Source organism: Helicobacter brantae (assembly GCF_003364205.1).
In the GTDB taxonomy this organism is placed as follows: domain Bacteria; phylum Campylobacterota; class Campylobacteria; order Campylobacterales; family Helicobacteraceae; genus Helicobacter_G; species Helicobacter_G brantae.
Genome location: NZ_NXLV01000002.1, coordinates 132,326 through 155,934, shown reverse-complemented (window position 1 = coordinate 155,934; position 23,609 = coordinate 132,326). Strand labels below are relative to the sequence as shown.

General features: G+C 37.7%; 23 protein-coding genes. 6 read left to right on the top strand and 17 right to left on the bottom strand.

All coding sequences use genetic code 11. The annotated features are described in order from the left end of the window. Positions 1 to 5 precede the first annotated feature (5 nt). From CQA58_RS01970 to CQA58_RS08190, 5 genes are all read right to left on the bottom strand, one after another. Positions 6 to 2,159, bottom strand: a complete 2,154-nt coding sequence (locus CQA58_RS01970) for an acetate and sugar kinases/Hsc70/actin family protein (RefSeq protein ID WP_115569042.1) — start codon at positions 2,157 to 2,159, stop codon at positions 6 to 8. A 41-nt stretch (positions 2,160 to 2,200) separates the two neighbouring features. Beyond that, complete coding sequence (locus CQA58_RS01965; RefSeq protein ID WP_115569041.1) at positions 2,201 to 3,121, bottom strand: coiled-coil domain-containing protein; 921 nt, start codon at positions 3,119 to 3,121, stop codon at positions 2,201 to 2,203. Further along, positions 3,118 to 4,323 carry a GTP pyrophosphokinase gene (locus CQA58_RS01960; protein ID WP_170126717.1) on the bottom strand — a complete coding sequence of 402 codons (1,206 nt, stop codon included), beginning with the start codon at positions 4,321 to 4,323 and terminating at the stop codon, positions 3,118 to 3,120. The genes CQA58_RS01965 and CQA58_RS01960 overlap by 4 nt, the downstream gene beginning before the upstream one ends. A gap of 232 nt (positions 4,324 to 4,555) precedes the next feature. After that, on the bottom strand, positions 4,556 to 4,720 hold the full coding sequence (locus CQA58_RS08195; protein WP_170126716.1) for a hypothetical protein: 165 nt from the start codon (positions 4,718 to 4,720) through the stop codon (positions 4,556 to 4,558). A 36-nt stretch (positions 4,721 to 4,756) separates the two neighbouring features. Continuing rightward, entirely contained in the window at positions 4,757 to 5,047 is a 291-nt protein-coding gene (locus CQA58_RS08190; protein ID WP_170126715.1) for a hypothetical protein, read from the bottom strand. Positions 5,048 to 5,298: 251 nt separating this feature from the next. On the opposite strand from CQA58_RS08190, the gene CQA58_RS01955 reads away from it, so the two are divergent. Next, positions 5,299 to 6,339 carry a ParA family protein gene (locus tag CQA58_RS01955; protein WP_115569039.1) on the top strand — a complete coding sequence of 347 codons (1,041 nt, stop codon included), beginning with the start codon at positions 5,299 to 5,301 and terminating at the stop codon, positions 6,337 to 6,339. Positions 6,340 to 6,400: 61 nt separating this feature from the next. On the opposite strand, the gene CQA58_RS01950 is transcribed toward CQA58_RS01955, so the two are convergent. Together CQA58_RS01950 and CQA58_RS01945 are read right to left on the bottom strand one after the other, a co-directional pair. Then, on the bottom strand, positions 6,401 to 6,790 hold the full coding sequence (locus CQA58_RS01950; RefSeq protein WP_115569038.1) for a DUF445 family protein: 390 nt from the start codon (positions 6,788 to 6,790) through the stop codon (positions 6,401 to 6,403). 72 nt (positions 6,791 to 6,862) lie between these two features. Then, positions 6,863 to 7,993: a YcjF family protein gene (locus CQA58_RS01945; RefSeq protein WP_115569037.1), complete on the bottom strand. Its 1,131-nt coding sequence runs from the start codon at positions 7,991 to 7,993 to the stop codon at positions 6,863 to 6,865. A 235-nt stretch (positions 7,994 to 8,228) separates the two neighbouring features. Between CQA58_RS01945 and CQA58_RS01940 the strand changes: the two genes are divergently transcribed. Further along, positions 8,229 to 8,507: a hypothetical protein gene (locus tag CQA58_RS01940; RefSeq protein WP_115569036.1), complete on the top strand. Its 279-nt coding sequence runs from the start codon at positions 8,229 to 8,231 to the stop codon at positions 8,505 to 8,507. Here CQA58_RS01940 and CQA58_RS01935 read toward each other — a convergent pair whose 3' ends face one another. The 7 genes from CQA58_RS01935 to CQA58_RS01905 all read right to left on the bottom strand — a co-directional run bounded on the left by CQA58_RS01935 (position 8,508) and on the right by CQA58_RS01905 (position 13,837). Continuing rightward, the gene (locus tag CQA58_RS01935; RefSeq protein WP_115569035.1) at positions 8,508 to 9,380 is read right to left on the bottom strand and encodes a helix-turn-helix transcriptional regulator; all 873 of its coding nucleotides are present in this window, start codon (positions 9,378 to 9,380) and stop codon (positions 8,508 to 8,510) included. It abuts the gene before it with no gap. 111 nt (positions 9,381 to 9,491) lie between these two features. Next, the gene (locus CQA58_RS01930; RefSeq protein WP_115569034.1) at positions 9,492 to 10,238 is read right to left on the bottom strand and encodes a hypothetical protein; all 747 of its coding nucleotides are present in this window, start codon (positions 10,236 to 10,238) and stop codon (positions 9,492 to 9,494) included. After that, the gene (locus CQA58_RS01925) at positions 10,226 to 10,423 is read right to left on the bottom strand and encodes a hypothetical protein (RefSeq protein ID WP_115569033.1); all 198 of its coding nucleotides are present in this window, start codon (positions 10,421 to 10,423) and stop codon (positions 10,226 to 10,228) included. Before CQA58_RS01925 ends, CQA58_RS01930 begins: the two co-directional genes overlap by 13 nt. 10 nt (positions 10,424 to 10,433) lie before the next feature. Then, complete coding sequence (locus CQA58_RS01920) at positions 10,434 to 10,661, bottom strand: hypothetical protein (RefSeq protein WP_115569032.1); 228 nt, start codon at positions 10,659 to 10,661, stop codon at positions 10,434 to 10,436. After that, the gene (locus CQA58_RS01915) at positions 10,654 to 10,833 is read right to left on the bottom strand and encodes a hypothetical protein (RefSeq protein ID WP_115569031.1); all 180 of its coding nucleotides are present in this window, start codon (positions 10,831 to 10,833) and stop codon (positions 10,654 to 10,656) included. Before CQA58_RS01915 ends, CQA58_RS01920 begins: the two co-directional genes overlap by 8 nt. Positions 10,834 to 10,855: 22 nt before the next feature. Beyond that, on the bottom strand, positions 10,856 to 12,364 hold the full coding sequence (locus CQA58_RS08380; RefSeq protein WP_245942737.1) for a VWA domain-containing protein: 1,509 nt from the start codon (positions 12,362 to 12,364) through the stop codon (positions 10,856 to 10,858). 27 nt (positions 12,365 to 12,391) lie between these two features. Continuing rightward, complete coding sequence (locus CQA58_RS01905) at positions 12,392 to 13,837, bottom strand: AAA family ATPase (protein ID WP_115569030.1); 1,446 nt, start codon at positions 13,835 to 13,837, stop codon at positions 12,392 to 12,394. A gap of 232 nt (positions 13,838 to 14,069) precedes the next feature. On the opposite strand from CQA58_RS01905, the gene rpoD reads away from it, so the two are divergent. The 4 genes from rpoD (at position 14,070) to CQA58_RS08185 (ending at position 18,085) form a co-directional block, all read left to right on the top strand. Continuing rightward, positions 14,070 to 15,938 carry an RNA polymerase sigma factor RpoD gene (gene rpoD / locus CQA58_RS01900; protein WP_115569029.1) on the top strand — a complete coding sequence of 623 codons (1,869 nt, stop codon included), beginning with the start codon at positions 14,070 to 14,072 and terminating at the stop codon, positions 15,936 to 15,938. Positions 15,939 to 16,069: 131 nt separating this feature from the next. Next, positions 16,070 to 16,750: a hypothetical protein gene (locus CQA58_RS01895; protein WP_115569028.1), complete on the top strand. Its 681-nt coding sequence runs from the start codon at positions 16,070 to 16,072 to the stop codon at positions 16,748 to 16,750. 9 nt (positions 16,751 to 16,759) lie between these two features. Next, on the top strand, positions 16,760 to 17,419 hold the full coding sequence (locus tag CQA58_RS01890; RefSeq protein WP_115569027.1) for a hypothetical protein: 660 nt from the start codon (positions 16,760 to 16,762) through the stop codon (positions 17,417 to 17,419). Between the two features lie 9 nt (positions 17,420 to 17,428). Further along, positions 17,429 to 18,085, top strand: a complete 657-nt coding sequence (locus tag CQA58_RS08185) for a hypothetical protein (protein ID WP_170126714.1) — start codon at positions 17,429 to 17,431, stop codon at positions 18,083 to 18,085. A gap of 8 nt (positions 18,086 to 18,093) precedes the next feature. On the opposite strand, the gene CQA58_RS01875 is transcribed toward CQA58_RS08185, so the two are convergent. The 3 genes from CQA58_RS01875 to CQA58_RS01865 are packed head-to-tail and all read right to left on the bottom strand — an operon-like array spanning position 18,094 to position 23,572. Beyond that, positions 18,094 to 20,775, bottom strand: coding sequence for a cytochrome c biogenesis protein (locus tag CQA58_RS01875; RefSeq protein ID WP_342767770.1), 2,682 nt, complete (start codon positions 20,773 to 20,775; stop codon positions 18,094 to 18,096). Between the two features lie 8 nt (positions 20,776 to 20,783). Next, positions 20,784 to 21,371, bottom strand: a complete 588-nt coding sequence (locus tag CQA58_RS01870) for a thioredoxin fold domain-containing protein (protein ID WP_115569024.1) — start codon at positions 21,369 to 21,371, stop codon at positions 20,784 to 20,786. 38 nt (positions 21,372 to 21,409) lie between these two features. Further along, positions 21,410 to 23,572, bottom strand: a complete 2,163-nt coding sequence (locus tag CQA58_RS01865; protein WP_245942735.1) for a rhodanese-like domain-containing protein — start codon at positions 23,570 to 23,572, stop codon at positions 21,410 to 21,412. Positions 23,573 to 23,609 lie beyond the last annotated feature (37 nt).

Below are 23,609 nucleotides of genomic sequence, written 5' to 3'. Positions count from 1 at the left end.
CCTCCTTAATCTTCTAGATCAAACTCTTGGATTTCCAAGATTTCTCCATCTTTCTTCTTAGCTATCAACCTAATCTTGCTTGGACCAAGAATCTCAACATAAACCCCTCCATCCTCTTGCTCTGTATTAAAACTTATAGGCATCCTTCTTGTCTCTCCAATTCCAAGTCCTCCTTCACCTGCTCTTGGATCTTTGGTGTAATACAAAATAAAGTCACCTACATAATCCTTGATGCAATATTTTTCACTTCCTACTGCCTCGTTAGGATCATAAATTATCTCAAAACAACCAAAATCCTCATCACCTAGATAAAACTCAAATTTTGCCTCCTCATCCTGACTCACTTCTGGGATCACCTTGATTTTTCCTGATGGTAACCCATCAAGCAATCCAAAAACCACACCAGATTTGCAAGTTACCTGACGACTATAATCTTCTGTGCCTTTATTTAATCCAAGCTCTTCTCTTAGTTTCTCCGATTCTGGAGTTCCAAGTGGAGGATACAAAACAAACTCGAGTTTGTCTCCAAGATCGGCATAGTCCTCAATTGCTCTCTTAAAAGCCTCGCCTACTAGACGTGATCTCGAAGAGTTTCCCCCAAGAAAAATATGGAGTTTCTTTAACCCAGGCATTTTTTCTGACGCAATCTCAAATATGCTAAAAAATTGATCTACACCTTCTTGGATTTTTTCTTCAAGCACTTTTAGCATTGCTTGTGCATCAAATTTAAGAGTTACAACACAATCGACTCCTTCTTCTGGCACTAGTGTCAATTGCAAACTCCCTGTTTCAAATTCTGAAGATGCACCATTTGTTTTTTCTCCAAAAATATGAGCATTTTCCCAAAAAGACCTCAAAAATTCCATTAGAATTTTTGTATTTTTTTGAGCTTGTTGGGATGAAGAAATTAAAGTTTCTAGTCCTCCCGGAACTTTTACTTTATAATTTTCAGGTTCTGAAAAAGAACACCCCTTCTCTTTCATTGCTTTTTGATTGACTTCATCTTCAAAAACCCTATAAGCCAACAATTCAAGCAGATTCTCTCCCCCAAGCTCATTGTTTCCTCCAGATTTAAAATGTTCAATCTCCACACTATAGCGACGATCTTCTGACTTTCTCCACACTCCAAAGTCAAAGTCGGTTGTTCCTCCCCCAAAATCAAAAACTCCATAATAATGCTCTTTATCTTTTTCAAATGCTTTGGATGAATAAAAACCATATTCTTTCAAAGCACTGATTGCATAAGCAGCAGGTTCACTTACAGAAATCTCCACCTCAAAGTCTTTTCCATTCTCAGGATGAGTGAGCACAGCATAAGGAATGGCCTTTTTCAATCCTCTCTCAAAACTCTCTTTGAGCTTCTCTCTAACATTTTTGGGATATTTTGCAGGATAAGAAAGAACATAGTGTAGATAAATTCCATCCATCATATTATTGATATATCGTCCAATATAATAGGCATACACTTCGATTGGATTGAAGTTCTTTTCCCCACAATCTACGAAATTCTTTAAAGGTCTTATACCTCTTGTATCTACAATGTTTGTGGGTGTTTTAGTATTCTTTTTTGCCCATTGTTTCAAATCTGCAAAATATTGATAAAAACGAGATCCATCTCTGCTTCTATCAAATTCTCTTTTGGGTTCATAGGCAACGCTCAAATCTCTCCATCTAGTAAGGGGTCTAGATTTCCCAGAATGATAATCATTCCAAAAGGAATCAATATCCGCAAAATACATAAAAGTTGGGTTCTCATAATCCTCTTTTGTTGCATCATCTTTCAGAAACTCTCCAGCACCAATTCTCAACAATCGCTTATCAGATCTTTCATCCATAACTGCCACGGTTGTGCTTTTCGTTCCAAAATCAATTGCAACCACTCCTTTTTTGATATCTAAATTTGGGCTTCTTGCCATCAATGGGCGTGATAGAGGAATAGAGATGGTTGATTTATTTTCCTCGCTATCACGATAAATATCCCAATGTCCCAAATTTGGATCTGTCAATCTGCTTTGTGGATAAGTCAATGAATTTGCTACAATTTTCTCAACATTAAGCAAGACTTGTGCAATCTCATCGGGTTTTGACTCTAGTTCCTTTGCCAACGGCTCATTCTTGTGAAGAATAATCTCATCAATTTGTTTTATTTGCTCTGACATTTTAACTCCTTATTAATGCATTAAAAAAAATCATTAGTTCCCTACTTTACCTCCACCAATGATTCTTTTGTCATATTGTCCTGCTTGTATCCTAGAAAAAGGACATCAGCAACTCTTCTCTGAATTAATTCACCCTTTATAGATATCATCTCTTTACTATTGTAGTCATCCCCCTCTTTTGTTTCAAGACGTTTGAGTGATGGATTGTATGTTTGACTTGCTTTAAACAATAAGTCAAAAAAAGACTTCAAATCCTCTACCCATGGTTGATTGTTTGTTATAGCCCCATGAATAAAAGTATGGAGTTCTTGCAATATGCGTTCTCTTCCACTTGTTTGCAAGAATGCAAAAATATTTATAGGAACAATATAGGTAAATTCATTCCTAAAATCACTCGGAAGATTGCAATACTGCTCATAAAGTTCATAATGGATTTCTTCTCTTAGATTTTTCAAATCTGCTTCGATGTTGTTTTTTTCATCTTCAATTTGCTCATAAGCTTCAATCCGCTCATTAAGAGCTTTTTCTTTTTGCTCCCACTCCCTCTTATTGTCGTCATATTGTTTTTCTTTTTCTTCACAATCTGTTTTCAGTTTAGAATGAGCTTCTTGCTCGTTTTTTAGTTCTATCTTTTTGCCTTCAAGTGCTTTTTTAAGCGAAACTAGCTCACTATTGTTTTTGTTTTCAACAAGATCTTTAAGCTCCTTAAGCACCTCCTCAATCAAACCAATCTTGTCTGTTTTGGATCTTATCCCTTCTATTTGTCGATTGACTACACCTTGCTCTTCATTCAGTTTCTTTTCAAGATTGGCTATCGTCTTATCTCTCTTCTCTATTGCCTTAATAGCGTGAAGCTTTATACTCCTGATCGTTTCTTCGCATTCATTAAAATATTGCTCATATTCCTCTTTACTCAATATTTGATTCTCATCATAATTGTTTATAATTTCTTGCCTGTTCATGTTAACTCCTTTTGTATGGTGTAATTTTTGATATTTTCCAATAAACGAGGATCGACAAAGCGTTTGTCTTTGATTTTGTCAATCTGATTGGGATACTTTAGACAGATTAAAATCCGAAGAATGAGAATTTGAGGATAAATCGTGTGATTTTTCCTTTTGGATTGATGATCGTTTTCTATGCAGTTAATCATCTCTTGAAGTAGTTTATCATCAAACAAAAGCTCATCTAAATCTCCAATACATTTCAATCCAACAATCTTGAGCAATTCCACAAAAGATAAACCGATAAAATCAGGTTTTTCATTATCGATTTGAAAATATTGGGATTTGATATTTGAGAAATGTTGCTGTATTGTTTTGTGGGTTAGATAAGAGTGGATATTTTCACTATTCAAAACCTCTGACAAACCTTCTTTGTTTTGCACCCTCTCTTTAGGTGCATTATGCTTGGTGGTTATATTTTCGTGGAGTTTTCGCTCTTTTTCTCTGCTTTCTTGGATAAGAGCCTTAAACATATCATCAGCGATCTCTACAAGTGCAGCTAATCTGTCAAAGGTTCTGCTTTTCTCATCTGAAAGCTCTTCTCCAGGCTTATATCTTGCTCCATGTTCAATCTCAGCCCACACATGTTGAAGAAGAGTTTTGATTTGGATTTCGGCTTTTAATCCAATAAAATCTTCTAGACTATATTTACTCCCCCCCCCCCTTAAATATTCTTGAATCTGTTTTTGAACACCTTGATCATTATAGATCGGTTTTAGTTCTTTTATCAAGTCTTCCTTGCATTCGATTACTAAATGTCTACCAAGATATCCAAACTGACGATTTTCTTTCTTTTCATGTGTTTTGTCTATGCAATGCTCTTGGATTTTGTAGCTTTGAAATTTTTGATTTAAAAGATTATAGACAATCTCCTCATCAGGCAATGAGATTGGCATCACTTTAAGACCCACCAAATCTGTAACATCTTCAATCGGATTTTTGTATTTCCCCCTCTTGTCTTCTCGTGAAATTTTTTTTCTAAAGCTTTCAACTTCTTTGGTGCGTGATTCGATAATGGGAGTTTTTGAAAAGCTCTCTGCGTTAAGCTTTTGTGCAATCTCCTTCTCAATATAAGCCCTCAAAACAAGTTCAAAACATTGATATTTTTTTCTATCTTTTTCAAACAGCTCGGCTTGCTCCCGTGGATCATACTCATTCATCTTCGTCCCTCCGCTTTTCATATTTTTATTGCTCTTTTGCTCTTAAATCAAATTGTATTTTTATTGTAAGCAGAGCAAACATATTCAGTTTATCAGTATATAAAATGTATTAGGATTTATTTAATAAATATTGGGCTAATTTTAAACATAAATCTCCGCTATTGTCAAGGTTTTAGAGCAAATTTTTGGAAATTTTGAAAATTTTTTATTTACGACACAACCTGTCGTGAAGTTATGAGAAAATGCCAAGCCGATGATTGAGAGGTAAGAAAGGGACAATTGGTTCAATATCTTTAACTCTTTGCTCTATTGCCTCATCAAATTTTATTGATGTGTCATTTAGGGTATTTTTGAGTTGCTCAAGATAGTCAATATAACATTCTTGTTTTTCTAACATTTCAACATCTCCTCTCACACATTATCTACTTATCCACTATACCTCATCTTTGGTTCTCCACCTTCTTCTTTCTAAAGTGTGTTTATGGTCGCTTGTTTCTCGACAACGACTATTCCAACTAGAAACATATACTGCTCTTCCACAAGAACTACACCATTCCCAACTTGAAAAATTATCATCAAAATAACCACTAAAAGCATGACCGCATGCCTTACATTGATAGCCTTGCATTAAACCAAATAGATTTGAATATGCCTCTACACGGTTAGAATCGCACTCTGGACACAATGGCTTAAATCTTGGATCCGCACAAATACTACTGCCCATTTTTACTCCTTATTTGTCTTAGTTGTAAGCATCATTATTTCATTACATTGCGACAGGTTGTGTCGCAAAAGATGATAAAAAAATATTTTTTGCTTCTAAGAACAATATTCTATCCTTATCCCCCCCCCCCCATTGTCAAGGTTTTAGAGCAAATTTTTCCCCATAGGGTTTGGCACAAAAGTTCTATGCAATCTTTAGTTTTACGATATAATGAGCAATTTCAACAAAAAACAAAATAGAGGGCAATCGATATGAAAACAATCTGTTTTTTCAACCACAAAGGAGGGGTGAGCAAGACTACAACAGCATACAATCTTGGTTGGGCTCTATCTCTATTGGGGAAAAAGGTTCTTCTTGTCGATCTCGATCCACAATGCAATCTCACCGGATTGGTTCTTGCAGAAAAAGCCATAGACGATCTGTTTATGCAAAACTTTTATCAAAATCGAGGTAATCTTACCCTTGATCCTATTGTAGAAAAGGTTATAAAGGGAGCTTTAAGTTCCGATATTGCACAAGATGGCAAGGTTTATCCGGTAAATGAAAACAACCTCTTTCTTCTTGCTGGAAGTCTTAATCTATCAAATCTTGATAGTCAAATCACTACTGCCCTCAAAACCGCACCAAGTATTCCTATCATGGGGAAAGTCATCTCAGGTTTCTTTGATACTCTTATTCAAATTGCACATATGCAAAATGTTGATTATATGCTTCTTGATCTAAGCCCAAGTATTGGAGGATTAAATCAACTTGCACTAATGGGGAGCGATTTTTTTATTGTTCCAACTAGTCCTGACTATTTCTGCTTACAAGCAATTCATTCAGTAAGCAAAAAAATTCAGGAATGGCACACCGATATCGAACAATTTAAAGCCATCACAAATGTTTCAATAAAAAATCATCCTGTATTCTTGGGCACAATCCAACAGCGTTTTAGATTACGCAATAATGCACCGACAAAAGCTTTTGAAAACTGGATTGATAAAATTCGTATCAATGTCAATGAGATTCTAATCCCAAAATTAAAAACCCTAAATTGTGTAGTTGATGAAGATCTTTTTAGACAAGTCGTGACAGATCATGAGCCTTACGATCTTGCTCAAATTCCTGATTTCAATACACTCATTGCTATTAGTCAAAGGTGTCAAAAGCCTGTATTTATGCTCAGCGAAGAGGATCTCAAAGAAGCCAAACAATTTGGTCAAGCCGAAGAAACAAGTAAAAACAAAATCGAAGATTTCAAAAAGCTGTTTGAAGACTTAGGGAAATCCATCATTGCATTGACAAGATAGAGATAAACCTTGTTGCTTTAATTTTTTCAACCCCAATAGCCTTGTTTGTTTTGGCTTCTTTTTAAATCGTCTCCAAATATCCTTTCACCCTCTCTTTAAGTCTTTCTTTTAGGCTCTCAGGAGAGAGGATAAGAATATGGGGCATCCACTGCTGAATGATTCGCAAAATCTCTTCATTGTAGCTTGATTGTGTGCTTACTTCCATTCCATTCTCATCTTTGCTCTTGGGGATAATAGCAGTGTGAGGGATAGGAAGTCCTAGAGGGTGTCTAAAAAGTGCCTCCACTGCAAACCAATCTGCAATCCCTCCTATAAGTGCCGCTTCACTCACAGCCCTAAGCCAATGGCAATCTAGCACAAAAGAAAGATACAGAAACCCACCTGCCACAAAGAGCAGAGAGGTTGTGAAGAGTTTCATTTTTTGAAGCTTGTATTGTTTGTTTTGATTCATATCCTTCTCCTAGTTTTTTACAAACAGAAGTTTAATCTAGGAGAATGACAGGTTATGTCTTTTTTAAAACTTCTATTTTTGTTCTATAAAAATTGGAAGATTTTTTAAGACAAAATCTGGTGTCAAAACATTGTCCATAAACTTATTATCCAAAAATTCAATATACGCATCACCCATTAGCTTGGTTGTAGTTCCTGCAACAGTGGCATTGATAAGCCCTCCAGCAACACTTCCTAATCCTGGTATAAATTTTAGAACTGCACCTACACCCATTTTTACTGCGTATCCAGCTCCAGCTACAGCAGTTAGGGCAGTAATGAGTTTTGTAGCATTTTCTTGATTGATTTCCATTTCATACACCTTGCTGATATGCAAAATCATAGCAACCTGTGTGGGAAGCAAAATTGCAAAATCAGAGAAAGGAATTGGGGTTGCTGCTACGGTAGAAGCTGCCGCTGTATAATATTTTACTTTTGAAAAAGCATCTTCTTTTAATGCCTCCCTTCTCATAGTCTTGTTATAGTGTTGCTTTTTAGCAAATGCACTCTTTTTCCCCTCAGGAAGAAGAAGATAACTTCTATTTACAAGAGTATCAATTCCCATAATTTTCTTGATTTCTCCTTCATCATCTGAAACCTCCACTGCACGAGTGCGGATACAATCCTCATGATTGATTTTTAAAATTTCTATAACCTTCTCTCTAAAACTCTCACCTTTTTCATCTTTGTCTTGCTGTGCTTTTGTTATCACCACAATTGTTGGTATCTTTTCTTTTTTTAGTATTTCCAAAACCCTCTCTTCGCCCTCAACTCTTCTCAATGATTCATTGATACAAAGCCAAGCAATATGAATCTGGTCCTCTGCACTCCCCTTGGCAACATTTTCCTGCAAGAATTTTTCAATATCTGAAATAGTCTCTTCAAAATTTTCAGATTCTATTCCTCTTGTATCAAAGATATTCAAGCCATTGTCATCTCCAAATTTCTCAAAACCCCTAGTTACAGGCTTTCCTTGCCCAGTTTCTGCCATATCTTTTCCAAAAACCGCATTGATCAATGAGCTTTTTCCTACGCCACTTTTGCCGAGCACTAAAACATTGAGACGATTGCTCTCTTTGTCTTCCTCCATATGCTTTTGAAATTCTGCAAATGCTTTCCCTAAAATTGCACTCACATCAGCTGAAAAATCTTTTTCTGCAGACATAACTACTCCTTAAAAATAAATTTGAAGCAAAAGTATTTCATTGCACTATGACAGGTTGTGTCGCAGTATCAAAAATATTTTTTGCTTTTAAGTAAAATATTATACCCCCCCCCCCCAAGTGTTTGTCAAGGGTTAGAATCGATTTTGTGAAAATTTTTGAAAAATTTTTATTTACGACACAACCTGTCGCAAGATTATGAGAAAATGCTAAGCCAATGATTGTAAAGGAGAGAAAATGTTTATCCCATATACATTAGAAGTGCAATGTCCAAAATGCCAAAGAAAAGGGGAAATAGTCATTGATGATTTTGATGAACTTAGAGATGAGATTTTTTGCAAATGCACAAAATGCAAGATTAGTTTTTATGCCCCTTCACCCTATCCAAAAAGTGAAGAAACGCAAATCAATAAAGAAGAACTAGAGGAGAGAATGAAAGAGTGGTTAGCAAGATTGCCAGAAAATCAGCCCTCCTCTACTCACACACAAGGCATTGTTGAGCCACACAAATTTTGACTACAAAACCTCCAAATACCCCCTCACCCTCTCTTTGAGTCTTTCTTTTAGGCTCTCAGGGGAGAGGATAAGAATATGAGGCATCCACTGCTGAATGATTCGCAAAATCTCTTCATCATAGCTTGATTGCGTACTTACTTCCATTCCATTCTCATCTCTGCTCAGAATCTTTTGATTGGGCAGTATCTTGCGTTTCTCAAAGTAAGGCATTGCATAGCTGTCGATATAGAGCACAATCTCATTTCTATCTTTGGAGAGGAAGTTAAATTCATTTTTTTCAATCTCTTTGACTAGCTCTTCATCAGGAGTGAAGTCTTCTTGGGAACAAATTATGAGATTTTTAATCTTCTCTAATGCAAAGGTCTTAATACTCTCATTTTCAACTCCGAGCAAATACCATCGTCCTAGATAGTGCTTGAGTTTGTAGGGTTTGATTTTTCTTTCTTTTTGATTGTAGTGAAACTTTATCAGCTTGTGCTCCAAAATCGCCACTTGAAGCTCTTCAAAAATCTTACTCTGAATCTTTTCAAAACTTGCAGGGTTAATGAGAAGAGAAGTGTTGAGATTGGGGTTAAACAAATCTTGCAATGCCTTATTTTCAAGACTAGGGAAAAGCTCTTCAATCCCACACATTCTCAAAAAATCCCTCAGATTCTCAAAGCTCACACTCCCTAGAGCATAAGAGGCCAAAAAAAGTTTGCCTTCCTTCTTCTCTATGGGAAGGAATGAAAGTCTTTGGATATCCCTCTGTATCGTGCGTGAATCCACCCCAAACTCTTTGGCAAGTTCAGCGATACTCAAAAGTTCCCCACCATTGAGCTTGGCGATGGTATGGGCAAGGCGTGTGGCAAGTTTGTCGTGTTCTTTACTCATCTAAAAATCCTCATTAAAAATCAATAAATGAGTATAGTCATTTTTATGCAATCTTTCAAGGAAGCTAAAACGAAAAATGTATGTTTTTGCTCTCATCACTGATACCAAAGTCTAAAATCTAAACACTCTCTCAGAACTCAATCTCCTAGCCATGGTAATCTCGCGACGGATTCCTCTTGAAACCTCCTCTTGAAGAGAGCAATCAAACATGTAGTTTCCACACATAAAATCAGGATGCAAAACATCAAATTCCTCAATTTCAGGATGGTGATTGGCAAAGATTTCTCTCAGTATCTTTCCGCTAATTTGATGCATTTTTTCCTTTGCAAGATATGATACCCTCTGCCTCTCACACTCTTTGACAATCAAGTTTCTTATCACCAAAAGCACTCTAGCAAGGTTCTCCTCTCTCATTTTGTATCCATAAATATGAGCAATATGAGCCACCATACAGGCTTGAGCAACAATTGTAGAGACAAAAAACTTATGACATTGATAATAGCTTTCCCCTTCTCTCTCACCTCTCAGATCATAAAACCCATCTATGTCCTCATACTCCGTGCGATAAAATCCCATTATATCATCATTTTGATAGCGTTCTATTACATCATCACTCAACTCAAGCATATCCCTCATTGTTTTAATCTTGGGTTTTACTCGTGTGGCAACACCCTCTAAAATCCTTCTAAAAACCCCAATATGAATGCACTCCATATCACTAGGTATCTTATGCTCTCCACCCTGGATAAGTTTCTCACTGCAAATTTCTTTGCAAACTTGCTCTTCTCCTTCTTTTTCAAAAGGAATAAGATTTACACATTGATCAATTACCTCACCATCAAGTCCTAGCTTCTCCATTGCTCTTCCACCCTCTCCACAGCTCTCTCCCCCTCTCCACATAGCTCATCTGTCCATTCTTCAAACAAATCCAAAATCCCATAATCCTCCCCCTTCTCAGCCCTTCTCTCTTGCACTATCTCTCCAAGTGCATATCCTGCCACGCCCAATGCCACGCCACCTAGTGTCATCAAAATCTTATCCATCATCTTCTCCTTACATTAACCTTTTCAAAAATAACCACACTCTTGTGATCCAACTTACCTCTCTCCAATTTTTCTCTTTGAGCTCTTGGGGGATTTGAGAAAGCTCCAAAATCGGTATCAACCTCTCCCCACAAAAGAAGCACCCACACCCCTGCGTATAGCTCCTATCTGAGTAGATATGCACTCCACATCTTTGGCACTCAAAGAGATAAATCTTTGGCAAAATGCACTCAATCATTCTCTCTAAGCTTCCTTCCCTCTCCACTCAAATCCTCAAACACCTCACTCACAAAATCTCCAAGCCCATACTCCTCATCACCCCTCTCTTGGCGAATCTTTTGCACTTTCTCACCTAGCTTATATCCTGCATAGCCAATCATAGCACCAATAATCAAATCTGAAAAATTCATTTTTTACTCCTTGTTTTGAATTTCAAGGGAAGTTTAGAGGATCAGTGCGACAGGTTGTGTCATTATCAGATGAATATTGTGTAGATTTTGCATTTTTTCTATCATAAAGCGTATCAATCTCTTGAGTTGCTGGATCATATCTCCAATGTTTGTCAAAAAGATCATTTGCACTAGCAAAAGTAGATACATCCAAAAGATAGAAGCGATTATCTAATTCTTGTTGTTCTAACACTTCTTTTCTCAACCCATCAGATATTAGCCCAAACCCACCATCAGAAATAACTAGCAAGTCTGATTTTTCAAATTGTGGTTCTTTCATTTTTTCTATCCCTCTTTTTAGTGCAGGAGCTATAGTTGTTCCACCATTAAAACTTTTAGATAAAAACTCCTCAAGTTCCACGATTCCTCCCTTTTTGCTAAGTTCCATACACTCAATCTCAGTGCTGAAATTGATCAAAAAACAGGGGCGTTTTTGCTTCTTTGCTTTTGCTGCCAAAAACAATGTTGCGGCTTTTGCAATCAGTTCTGGATCTCCCATCATTGAGCCACTTGTATCCACACAGATAATCATCGCTCCCTTATCTTGCGATTCATCTTCGTCTTGTTGTTCCACCTCTTCTTCAATCTGCTCTTCTCTCAAAAATGAAGAATACCCCTCCTTTTCAAAACAAAACAAGCGATTTTGAATAAATTTTAGATAAAACAAGATTTCAAGCTCATTGTCATCTAGCATACCCAACTCTTGAGGCAATAGATTTTCTATATCTCTACCCAAACTCACTCCAACAATCTCTTCTTTATATTCTTTGCTTAGAATCTCTTCATTAAAAGTATAGGTTCTTTGCTCCATAATTTTTTTTGTGCGTTCTTCTTGCTCTTTTTTCTCTAACTCTCCAAGCAAATCACAAATTTTTTGCAACGATGAAGAATCTTTTATTTCCTTAAAGAGGCGAATGATTGTGTCCATTCTTTCTTTGCCTGCACCTCTTACCCTTCCTTCTTTATCGATAGGCTCTTTGCCACCGCCTAGATTTGATAAATCCAAAGATTCAAGAGCATCTTGTTCTAAATCTCCAAACAACTCTTGGGCTTCACTCAAAGCCTTTTTTGTCTCTCGTGCCTGCCTAATTCGATCCAACCATTCTTGTATGCGTTTTTCAAATTCTCTTTTCAATCTAGCAATCTCTTGCTCTCTCCATTCGCTGATTTTTTTAGATAAGCTCTCTTGATGTGAGTTATGAATAAATTTGCGAAGTTCTGAAAGATTTTCTATACTCTCTCCTGCTTGAAGCTTCTCTCTTGCAAAGGCCAAAGAAGGGTGATTGGGATAATATTTTTCTAGTAGCTCAATATCCTCTTGGGTTATTTTTTTATCTGAGGGAAGTTGAAGACGCAACGAGCGTCCATAAAGCTCTGCTTCTTCTTCCTGATAAGGATGCTCTAACTCTTGACATTGTCTCTGAAAATCCCGAAGTGCTTCATCATACTTTTGCTGAACCTGCTCATTTTCTCCTTCAATATAAACATTCATTGCTAACTTTACTCCAAATCATTTTATTTATCGAAATTTGTCAGCTATGTTTCCCAACAAGCCTCCGTATACTATTCCTCTTTTATTCAATATTTCATCTATTTGATTTTGAATCTTGTCGGCCTCTGATTTGGGTTCTTCTATTGCTGTTTTGAATCCTTTTGCTTCTTGAACTTTTTTTTGTTTTAGAAAATCTTTTTGATTTTCAATGTTGTATTTGAGTTCTTGAATCTTGAGTTGGAGCTGTGTGTATTTTGATATCTGCTCATCAATTCCCAAAAATGCGACATTAAAATCTTCTTGAGGAATAAAAAGATTTTGATTTTTGGATGATAGAAGCAGTTTTTCATCCTTAAGTTTTTCAACAATCTTAGAAATATCATCTGCCATTTGATCGCATTGTTTTAGATAAAGATTTTTTGTCCCCAAAGTAACATTTCTGTCAAAGCTTCCATCGCTTTTATAAAAAGTTTTATCTGAATCTGCTTTGAAATTTAGATATTCTTTTCTTACTTGAACATATTCATTCTCTTTTGCAGGAGCAAAATTTTGTAGTGCTTCTTCAAAGATCTTTTCTATATTCTCCCTATCTTCAAGTTTCCCCCACAAACAATGTTTTAGCAATAATAAATCAGAAGGAATAATCTCCTCTCTTCCACTCAAGAAAACCGAAGTTTTGACTAGCTCAGCCATTTGCCCCCAACGACGATCTGAAACATAAATGCCTCCACTATTTTCATTCTCATCACCCCTGCCTTCTTGAAGTCTGATTTTTATGAAGTGTAGTGTATCTAGTGCTTCCTTGGAGAAATCTACTTCCTGACTTAGCGTTGCAATCTCTTCTAATTCTTGGATACTAAAAGTATCTGATATTTTAAGTTTTTCTTCTTGTTTTTTTCTCAAAAGCTTTTCAAAATTTTCTCTCTCCCGCATTGGATAGACACAAAGTCTTACAAGCATCCTATCATACAAAGCTTCTAGCCCTTGATCTGCCTTAGGAAACTCATTGCTTGCACATACAATACCTTTGAGTGGAACTTTTATATTGTCATTTCCATCTTGATATGTTCGCTCATTGATGATAGTAAGCAAAGTATTTAAGATTGCAGGAGAGCTTTTCCATATTTCATCCAAAAAACAAAAATATGCTGTTGGTAAATACCCACTTGTATTACGCTTGAGTTGATTTTGTTTGAGTTTTGCAATATCAATTGGCCCAAAAATCTCTTCTGGTGTGCTAAAACGATTCATTAGGTATGAGAAAAACTTCTTGTTTTTATCTTCATTCACACTAAAAGCCATTGAAGCACGCTTAGCAATCAAACTCTTAGCTGTCCCTGGAGGTCCATAAAGAAAAATTGATTTGCCTGCAAACATAGAAAGCAAAATAAGTTTCAAATGCTCTTCTCTCTCATAAAGTCCAATAGATAGCTCACAAAGAAGCGTCCTGATTTTTTGAGAATAATTATTCATAGCAATATCCTTTTGTCATTGATTTTCAAACATATTATACCCATCCACCACGGTATATAGACACAAGAAAATTAGCTAATACCTGCGACAGGTTGTGTCATAAAGCAAAAAAATCAAGAAAAAAATTCATTGCAAAACAAACAAAAATTTCGGTATAATCCACCTTTATTTTTACTTAAAAATATCACAACCAAACCGATATTGTTTCCACAAATCCACTAAAAGGCTAAATATGCAAGAATCACAAGAGACAAAAAAAGTCAAAAAAGACCCCATCAAAGAGTTAGAAACACTCTTTCAAGAGGAAGAAATCCCCTACATCTCTTATGAGAAAATCGCTCAAACCCTAGAAAAAGCTCCCACCCCTGCCCAAGTCAAAAAAGTCAAAGAGTTGGCAAAAAAATACGACAAGCAGTTGATGAGCTCTTCAGAAGTCGCCAAACGCCTAAATCTCCACGATAAAACCAAGCTTCAAGAGGAAAAACGCAAGATTTTAGATGGCGAGCTAGAAGAAGAATTTGACTTTATGAAAGAGCGTGAGCTTTTGGAGTGGAGCAGAAGCGATAGCCCTGTGAGAATGTATTTGCGAGAAATGGGGCAAATCCCACTACTCACCAAAGAAGAAGAGGTAATGCTAAGCAAACAAATTGAAATCGGAGAAAACACAATCTTAGATGCGATTTGTTCAGTCCCCTACCTCATCGACTTTATCCACGATTACCGCGATGCCCTAATCAATCGTGAGCGAAGAGTCAAAGAGCTATTCAAAAACTTTGATGATGAGGAAGAGGGCGAAGAGGAAGAAGAGGAGAGCGAGGAGATTGAAGAGGTTGAGGGAGATGAGAAAAAACCAATCTCCAAAAAAGATCAAAAACGCATTGATAATGTTATCGAGAGCTTCAAAAACCTTGAAAAAGCCAAAAAAGAATGGCTCAAAGTCTTAGAATCAGAGCCAAACCCTCAAGATGATGAGCTAGTGCATATCTTGCTCCTAGCTCACAAAAAGCATATTCTCAAAGAAAGTTTGCTAGAGCTTGGACCTACAAGTAAGCTCATCAGCGAACTTGTCAAGGCAATGGAAAACACTCTTAAAAATGGCGATGGATTTGAGAGAGAGCTTAAAAGGCTTGAATACAAGCTTCCACTTTTCAATGAAGCATTGATTGAAAATCACAAAAAAATCCTAGAAAATATCACCAATATGTCAAGAGAGGACATCGCTGCTTCTGTGCCTGAAGCGACAATGGTAAGCGTATATATGGAGCTAAAAAAACTCTTCCAAACCAAAGAAGCGAGTGAGGGTGGGTTTGACTTAGAGCCTGAAAAACTCAAAGAGATTTTAGAGCAAATCAAAAGAGGGAAAAATATCTCAGACAAAGCCAAAGGCAAAATGGCACGCTCAAACCTCCGACTTGTCGTCTCTATCGCCAAACGCTACACCAATAGAGGATTGCCTTTCCTTGATTTGATTCAAGAGGGGAATATCGGACTAATGAAAGCAGTAGATAAGTTTGAGTATAAAAAAGGCTTCAAATTCTCCACTTATGCCACTTGGTGGATACGCCAAGCCATTTCAAGGGCGATTGCCGATCAAGCAAGGACGATTAGAATCCCAATCCATATGATTGAGACAATCAATCGAATCCACAAAATTATGCGAAAGCATATCCAAGAGTATGGCAAAGAGCCTGATGTGGAGATGATTGCCAAAGAGGTGGGGCTAAGCGTGGATAAAGTCAAAAATGTTATCAAAATCACCAAAGAACCTGTGAGCCTAGAAGCACCCATAGGCAACGATGATGATGGCAAGTTTGGGGATTTTGTCGAGGACAAAAACGCCATAGGTCCGATGGATCATATCCTCAAAGAGGATTTGAGGGGGCAGATTGATTTGATTTTGGATCAACTCAATGAGCGTGAAAGGGCTGTGATTAGAATGAGATTTGGACTCTTAGATGATGAGAGCGATCGAACACTTGAAGAGATTGGAAAAGAACTCAATGTTACACGAGAGCGAGTGCGACAGATTGAATCAAGTGCGATTAAAAAGCTCAAACACCCCAAAGTCGGACGACAACTCAAAAACTATATGGAGGAGTGATTCCTTCATATCATTACTTTTAGTAACTCAAAGTAAAAATTCTTCTAAATTCTCTCTCTCTCTCTCTCTCTCTCTCTCTTGATTTTTATGTTAAAATTTTTAAAAATTTTTCAGAAATTGGGAATAAGAATATGATAAAAAGAAGTTTATTTTATCTTGCGTGTTTGCTGTGTGTGATAGGGAATGCTGAGGAGCTAGAATCCTCTCCCCTCTCAAGCTCTTCTGAGATTGGGAAATGGAGAGAGTTTGTAGGGGTGAATGTAGGTGCAGGGCTTTATGATATAGGATTGGGTTATATTTTTTGGCTCAACACTCGCCTAGCAGGATATGCCCCTAGTAGAGCTTTTGGTGGAAATATTGCAATCACCACAGGGAAGCAAAAATACACTTATGAAAAAGTGGGTTGGAGATATTTATTTGCACTTAGAGCGGATTATATGAATGGGTGGAAATACCGAAGCGATGAGAAGAATTTTTATCTCAAATCAGGGTGGGGGCTTAATGCGACTTTTGCAATAGATGGATTGTTTGATTTTGTGAGAGAAAACAATTCAAGTTTTGGAATGATTTTGGGGGTTGGATTTGAACTTTTTGATTTGAAAGTCATCAATACAGATTCCAAAAATGCTTGGAGTGTTACGACACCTCTTGCAGGGAGCTTTAGACTAGGATTTAAGGGGCAGTTTGATAAAAATGTGGTTGATTTAATTTTGTCAATCCCTTATGCTGGAGGGATAAGCATATCAGGAAGATTAGGCACTCACATTATCACTAGCTCTACCCTAACTCTAGGCTACAAATACCTCTTTTAGGAGATAAAAATGAAAAAGATACTTTTAATCCTCACGCTTTTACTCTCTTGTGTTTGGAGTGAGGAATCAGAGGATTCTCAATGGAGAACATTTATCGGTATCGAGGGAGGTGTGGGGCTGTATAGCATATTCCCTTCAGCCTTTGTCAATTTCAATTATCATTTGAGTGGAGTCAAAGCTTATGCTAACTCTCTAGGATACAACCTTGCTTTACAAATAGGGTGGCAGAAATACACTTCAGAGAATTTCGGAAAGCGTTTTATTCTCTCATTGCGTGGGGATTATATGCAAGATTATGGAAAGTATAAAAATGGCGATAAACAATTTCCTCTAGGCAATGGTTATGGGTTTATGCTCTCTTTTGATACTGATTGGCTTTTTGATTTTTCAGTGCAAGGCAAAAATCGCTATGGAATGTTTGCAGGGATTGGGATTGATGTTTTGGGCTTGGATTGGTTTCAAAAAGTTTCAGGGAGATTGGGAATCTTTGCTTCTTTAGTAGCTAGGGTTGGATTTAAAACTCAAATTGAAAATAATGTGATTGATTTAACCCTTAATATTCCGATGGTTGGACTAATGTCAGGAGGAAATTTCGCTACAAATGGAGGGGACTTCCTTAACGCTCCTATCAACTCCACCCTAACCCTTGGCTACAAATACCTCTTTTAGGAGCTAGAAATGAAAAAGATACTTTTAATCCTCACGCTTTTACTCTCTTGTGTTTGGGGTGAGGAAGATTCTCAATGGAGAGGATTTTTTGGAGTCGAAGGGGGAGCAGGAGTATTTGCAACAAATGTAGGTTTTATGCTTGTAGGAAACACGGTGTTTAATAGCAACTCCCCTTTGGGATTAGGTTATTCTGTGGGTGTTATGGGTGGATTGCAAAAATACACTTATGAAAAAGTAGGAATCAGACATTCTTTTGGTTTTAAATTCTCATATATTCCAAATGTAACCTCTATAAGAGATAAAACCCTCAAAGAGTATTGCGTAGTCAATTGTGATAAAGCCAAAGAATATAAATTTAGCAATACTCACGGCAATCAAAGTGTTTTATATTATGCCCTTGATGGATTATTTGATTTTGTAAAAACCGATAAAACTCGTTTTGGAATGATTCTAGGAATAAGTGTAGATTTTGCCTTCACAAATGGAGAGGGAAGCGATAGTGTCGGTGGAACGACTTGGTTATTTGGTTCAGCAAGAACGGGATTTTATACACAAGTTAATAACAATATCTTTGATTTGACTCTCAAACTTCCTGTGCTAGGGTGTGGTGTAGGAAAACCTGTGTTTGATACCACCCTAACCCTAGGCTATAAATACCTCTTCTAACCCCCACCTCACTTATGCATTTTTGGAGCTTTTAGCCCTCTTTGAGGGAAAGCTAGGAGAGGGAGAAGCACACTTACCCCTAAACAATACCATAGAAAAGTAGGGATAGGGAGATTATCCCCACTTGCATAAGAGTGCATTCCTGAAAGATAGTAATTTACCCCAAAATAAGTCATCAAAATGCTATAAAACCCCCATATACTTGCCACAGCAAAAACATAAGGGGAGTTGAGAGAGGGGATAAATCTCAAGTGCAAAATGATTGTATAGATGATGATAGAAATCAAAGCCCAAGTTTCTTTGGGATCCCAACCCCAATATCTTCCCCAAGATTCATTAGCCCATACCCCTCCTAAGAAGTTTCCTGCTGTTAGCATTAAAAGTCCGATAATCATAGAAATCTCATTGATACAATGAAGATTTAGCAAACTTTGATTGATTTTCTCTCTTTTGGCTCTGAAGATAAAGAGGATTAAACTCACTAATCCTAGCATCAAAGAAAGCCCCAAAAAGCCATAACTTGCTGTGATGACAAACACATGGATATTGAGCCAATAAGACTTTAGCACAGGCACAAGGTTGCCAATCTGTGGATCCATAAACCCTAGATTTGCCACAAATAGCACGATAGCTGAGAGCAAACTTGCCATTGCTTGAGTAAGGTAGGATTTGGGGAAAAACACCACTCCTGCCACCACACTCGCCCAAGAGATAAATATCATACTCTCATACGCATTACTCCAAGGGGCGTGATCGCCCACAATCCAACGCACAATAAGTCCAAGCGTTTGGATAATCATACACACCCACAACAAGACAAAAACTCCAAAAGACGCCCTAGAGAGAGGGGAAGAGAGGAGAGAGTAGAGGGAGAGAAGCAAAAGAGCAAGTCCCAAAAGCAAGTAGGCAAAAATCAGATAGTAGAAAATATTGCAGTGATTGAGCCAAATCTCTAGCGTGATTTTTTGCTTAGAGGGAGAAATATCACTTCCATACTGACTTTGAAGCGATTTGATAGAATCAAGCCAAATAGAGGCATCTTCCCAAGAGTTTTGCTCTATGCCCTCTCTTAGTCCTTGCAGATAACCCATAAGAGCGATTTGGGTTTTTCTAGCAGTTGGCATTTCACTAGGAGAAAACCATTTTTGACTCTCCCCACTCATATCAGGAAATACTCTCAATGCTTCCCCACTATAAATTAAATAAGCGATATTAAATCTCTCATTTAGCCCTAATACTTCTTTGTCAAATGTGCTTCTCTCTTGGGGTTTTTTGCGATTGGCTTCTTGAATATAATTGATAAGTTTATAGCCCTCATCACCAATCAAATCATTATAAGCAATGTATTTTTGAGATTGAGGGATTCCTAGTGTGTCTTTGAGTGCAGGGGATTTGATAGGAAACATTTTTATCGCTCTAAACTCATCAGGGAAAACTAGCATTCCTAGAAAAATTTGATTGTAATCCATTCCCAAAAAGCTATCTTTTTTTGTCATCTTATGCACAAAATCCATTGCCATACTATCCATAGGCTTCACTCTCCCCCCAAAATCTTGCACTAGGAGTGAGGAGAATTGGGCTGAATGCTCTTTGGAGTGGGTTTTGACTTTTTCTATCACCTCCAAAACCCTCTCTCCCTCATCGCCAAAACTTGGAGTAAGGGCAAAAAGACATAGAGCTAGAGCGATTTGACTATGAGCTTTGAGATAATTTCTCAATGCACTTATGCGAGAGCTTGGAGAGAGAAGTATCCAAAGAGAAGCCAAAATCAGCAAGGTATATCCTGCATAAGTGGGGTATTTGCCTATATCTTTATTGACAGAGAGAATCGTGCCTTGCTCATCTTCATCATAAGAGCTTTGAAAAAAGCGATACCCACCATAATCAAGCACATTATTCATAAAGATTTTATAGCTTTTACTCTCTCCCCCCTCAATCACTTGCACGATTGATTCATAAGAAGATGGGCTATTTGATCCTGCATAACGCTCTAGGATAAAATCATCAAGCCTCAGAGAGAAAGGCAAAGTGATAAATCTTGGCCCCCAATTTAGGGCATAAGTGCTATCTCCTAGAGTGAAAGGAACGATATTGTCTTGCACATAGTTTTCTATCAGTAAGATACTTCTACTCTCTCCCCCATTGCTTAGCTCCACTTCCAAAATCGGAGCAGAGTATTCTGACTCTTCTAAGGGCGTGTAGCGTGTGGTTTTGAGTGTGAGGGTTTTGCCACTAAGGGTGAGGGTTTGGGAGAAGTGTTTTTGGTGCAATGGGGTGAAAACCACAGGGAAACTTATCTCCTCTTGGCTATCTTTGTCATAGAGGGTAAGATACTTTTCACTTGAGATAACAAGATTGCTACTCTCCCCCTCACGGATATGCATTCCCCCCTCTACTCCAAAATATCGTGTAACCCCTGCTCCCACAACGATAAGCAAAAAGGAGCAATGAAGCAAAAAACTTGCCCTCTTCCTTCTCTGCCACATTCTTGAAAAGATTATCACTCCTAAGAGATTGAGGGATAGAAGCAAATGCAATAGATCAAACCACAATGCCCCATAAACAAGGGCTTTGGCTGAAGGTGTGCCAAAGTCATTTTCTAGCCAAGTCGCCACCCCACAAGCCACAGCATAGGCTAGAAGCAAACCTAGAGTTACCCACATTGAAAAAAACTTTTTTAAGACTTTCAAACTCTCTCCTACAATAAAGATTTTTGAGCATAGAGATTATAGAGCTTCTCTGCGATTTGCTCCTCATCTAAATTGAGATTTTCAGAGATAAACTCTAGGGCAATCTCTAGCTTCTCTCTCCCCATAAATCCCACAATCTTAAAAATCATCTCTCCTTTTGGATTGAGGAAAATGAGCGTGGGGGTGGAGCGGATTTGATAGGTTTCTCCTAGCATTTGAGTGTCTAGCTTGTTTTGGAAGAAGAGATGAGTTTTTTGATAGCTTAGATTGATATAGTAGGAAGAAAAATCATTTTTTAGAGCATTTTTGAGGGCTTTGCTTTTGAGAATCTCGCTTTTGAGCTTATCGCAGTATTTGCATTGATTGCTTCCAAAGATAAGCAAAACCCCCTTATTGTCCCTACTTTCAATCATTGAATTATCTTGGAGATAGGGAAGAAGTTCAGAGTAGGAGTTTTTATCAATATTTTGGTGCATTTCTTTGGCTTCTTTGCTTGAAGCACTGCCTTTAGAGATAGATTGAAGTGTGGGTTTCTCACTCTCACACCCTACAAAAAATAAAAGTGCCAAAAACAAAAAAGCTTCTTTAAAACGCATAAACTCCCTTTATGCTCCTAGCCCCAAAGGGCTAGAGGCTAAAACATTTTCTCAATGAAATCATAAATCATCAAAAACAAGAATGCAAGTCCTAAGAATAGCATTACAAATCCTGCACTCTTAGCCAACCACTTATAAGAGGCAAATTTTGAGTCTTTATCATAGAGTTTTTCAAGTTTTCCACTCTCTTTAAGTCGCTCATACCATTGTCCTCTCTCGTGCTTGACTTCCTCTTCACTGACAATCCCTGAGAAAATCACCGTATCCATTGGGAATCTATCGGCTCTGAAGTGGGTATTGAAGAAGTGGATTGCAAATATAAATCCTGTCGCCAAAAGTGCCTCATCAGAGTGAATCAATGTCGCTGCATTGATAGCCCAACCAGGAAGGAAGAGTGAGAAGAATGCAGGGAACCAAAGGATAAGCCCTGAGATTCCAATCACAAACATACCCCAAAATACTGCTAGATAGTCAAACTTCTCCCAATAAGTCCAGCGATCAAATTGTGGGCGAGGACCACGACCAAAGAACCACTTGAAGTGTGCTTTCATATCTCTAAGATCTTGCATATTTGGCATCAAAGAATCAGGACCAAAGAGAGCTTTGAGGATTCTTCTAATCTCAATCTTGCCTGTTTGAGGATTTCTCACGCTATCTCTTCTTCTCCAATTGAGGATTAAAATCTCTCCAATATGAGAGAAGAAGACTGCAAACATTACAATGGCTGAGATGTGGTGGATTGTAGTGGCATTAGTAATATCTCCACCCATCCAATCAATCATCGTTTTTGCCCAAGAGGAGTCATAGAACTTTTGAGGCAATCCTGAGAAAGAAAGTCCCAAGAAACTTGAAGCCATAAAGAAGTGTTGAATCCTATGCAATGTGCTAAAGCGTCGGATTTTGACTTTATCAGCATGCATTACTTTTTGAGCTTCTTTCCACTCTTTGGGGTGTTGGATTCTTAGCATAATGAGGCGAATCGACCATAGCAGTGTATGAGCTCCAAAGAATAAAAACACTCCTACGACTAAGCAAGTCATAAAGATATAGATATAAAATAGCACTGCACTTCCACCATCTTTTTTGGTGTAATCAGCGTGAGCTATCCAATCTGAAAAGTTTTTGTCAGCATTGGGGTGGCAAGATTTGCAAGTATCTACACGATTGATTATAGAAAGCGTTGAGTTTCTATCTTTGCTAGGCAAAATATTGTGCTTTCCGTGGCAGTCAAAACAAGTAGCTACACTTGGAGTCTCTCCAGCACTGCTAAGTGCCATTCCTTTGCCGTGAAATGTGTGATGAAAGCTTTTTTGCTTCTCTTTGTGGCATTCTCCACATTTGAGATCTGCGACTTGCTTTTGAGAGAGTATGCCATTGAAAGTAGGGGTGATATGGATAGAGTGGCAGTCATTACAAAGGGGTTTTTGCTTAATATCTTTTTCTACCACATCTCCACAATGCTCACTTTGAAGTGGGGCTTGAAGCTCTTTACTAGGGTTTTTGGATACCTCAAGCTCTTTGAGGATTTGCTCTCTTTTGGCTTCTTTATCAAAGTAGCTTAGACTATGCACACTTTTATCAAAATGCTCTTTGGTTTTTTTGTGGCACTCAGAACATTTTTGATTGATAAGCTCTCTAGTGGCAGCTGTGGTAACTTTGATTCCTTTATTATCCCCTGCGTGGCAATCACGACAAGCAGGAGTGGCTTCAAAGGTGAGTCTTGAGTGGATTGTGTCTTTGAAATCTAGGATTTGCTTTGCATCTTCCCATTTGACAATCTCTTCTTTCTCAACCTCTCGCCCTGAAGTAATCCAAGTCTCAATCCCATCAAGCATTACAAAAGAGTTTTTATATCCTCTCTCAATCGCTGCCCCTGCAATCTGACTTGCTTGGAAATTGAAGCGATTAAGTCCATAGAAAATGAGTGTAGCGTTTTTGTCTTTGGGGAGCTTGGATTCCCAATTTTGCTCATTGATTGAGATAGATTTAGGAATATACCCATTGCTTTTTCTATCTTTCTCAGAGTTAATGTCAAAAACATAGACATTTGGCTCTCCCATTAGCTTTTGGGCTTCAGATAAACTAATTGTAGGGACACCTTCTATTGCTCCTATACGACCATTACCCTCAGCATTTAAAAAAAGTGTTGGGAGTGTCAAAGTCATCACAAGGAACATCAAACGACATAATATTGTTTTCAAAGTCTTCTCCTTGTAGCACATACCCCTCTAGGGGGTA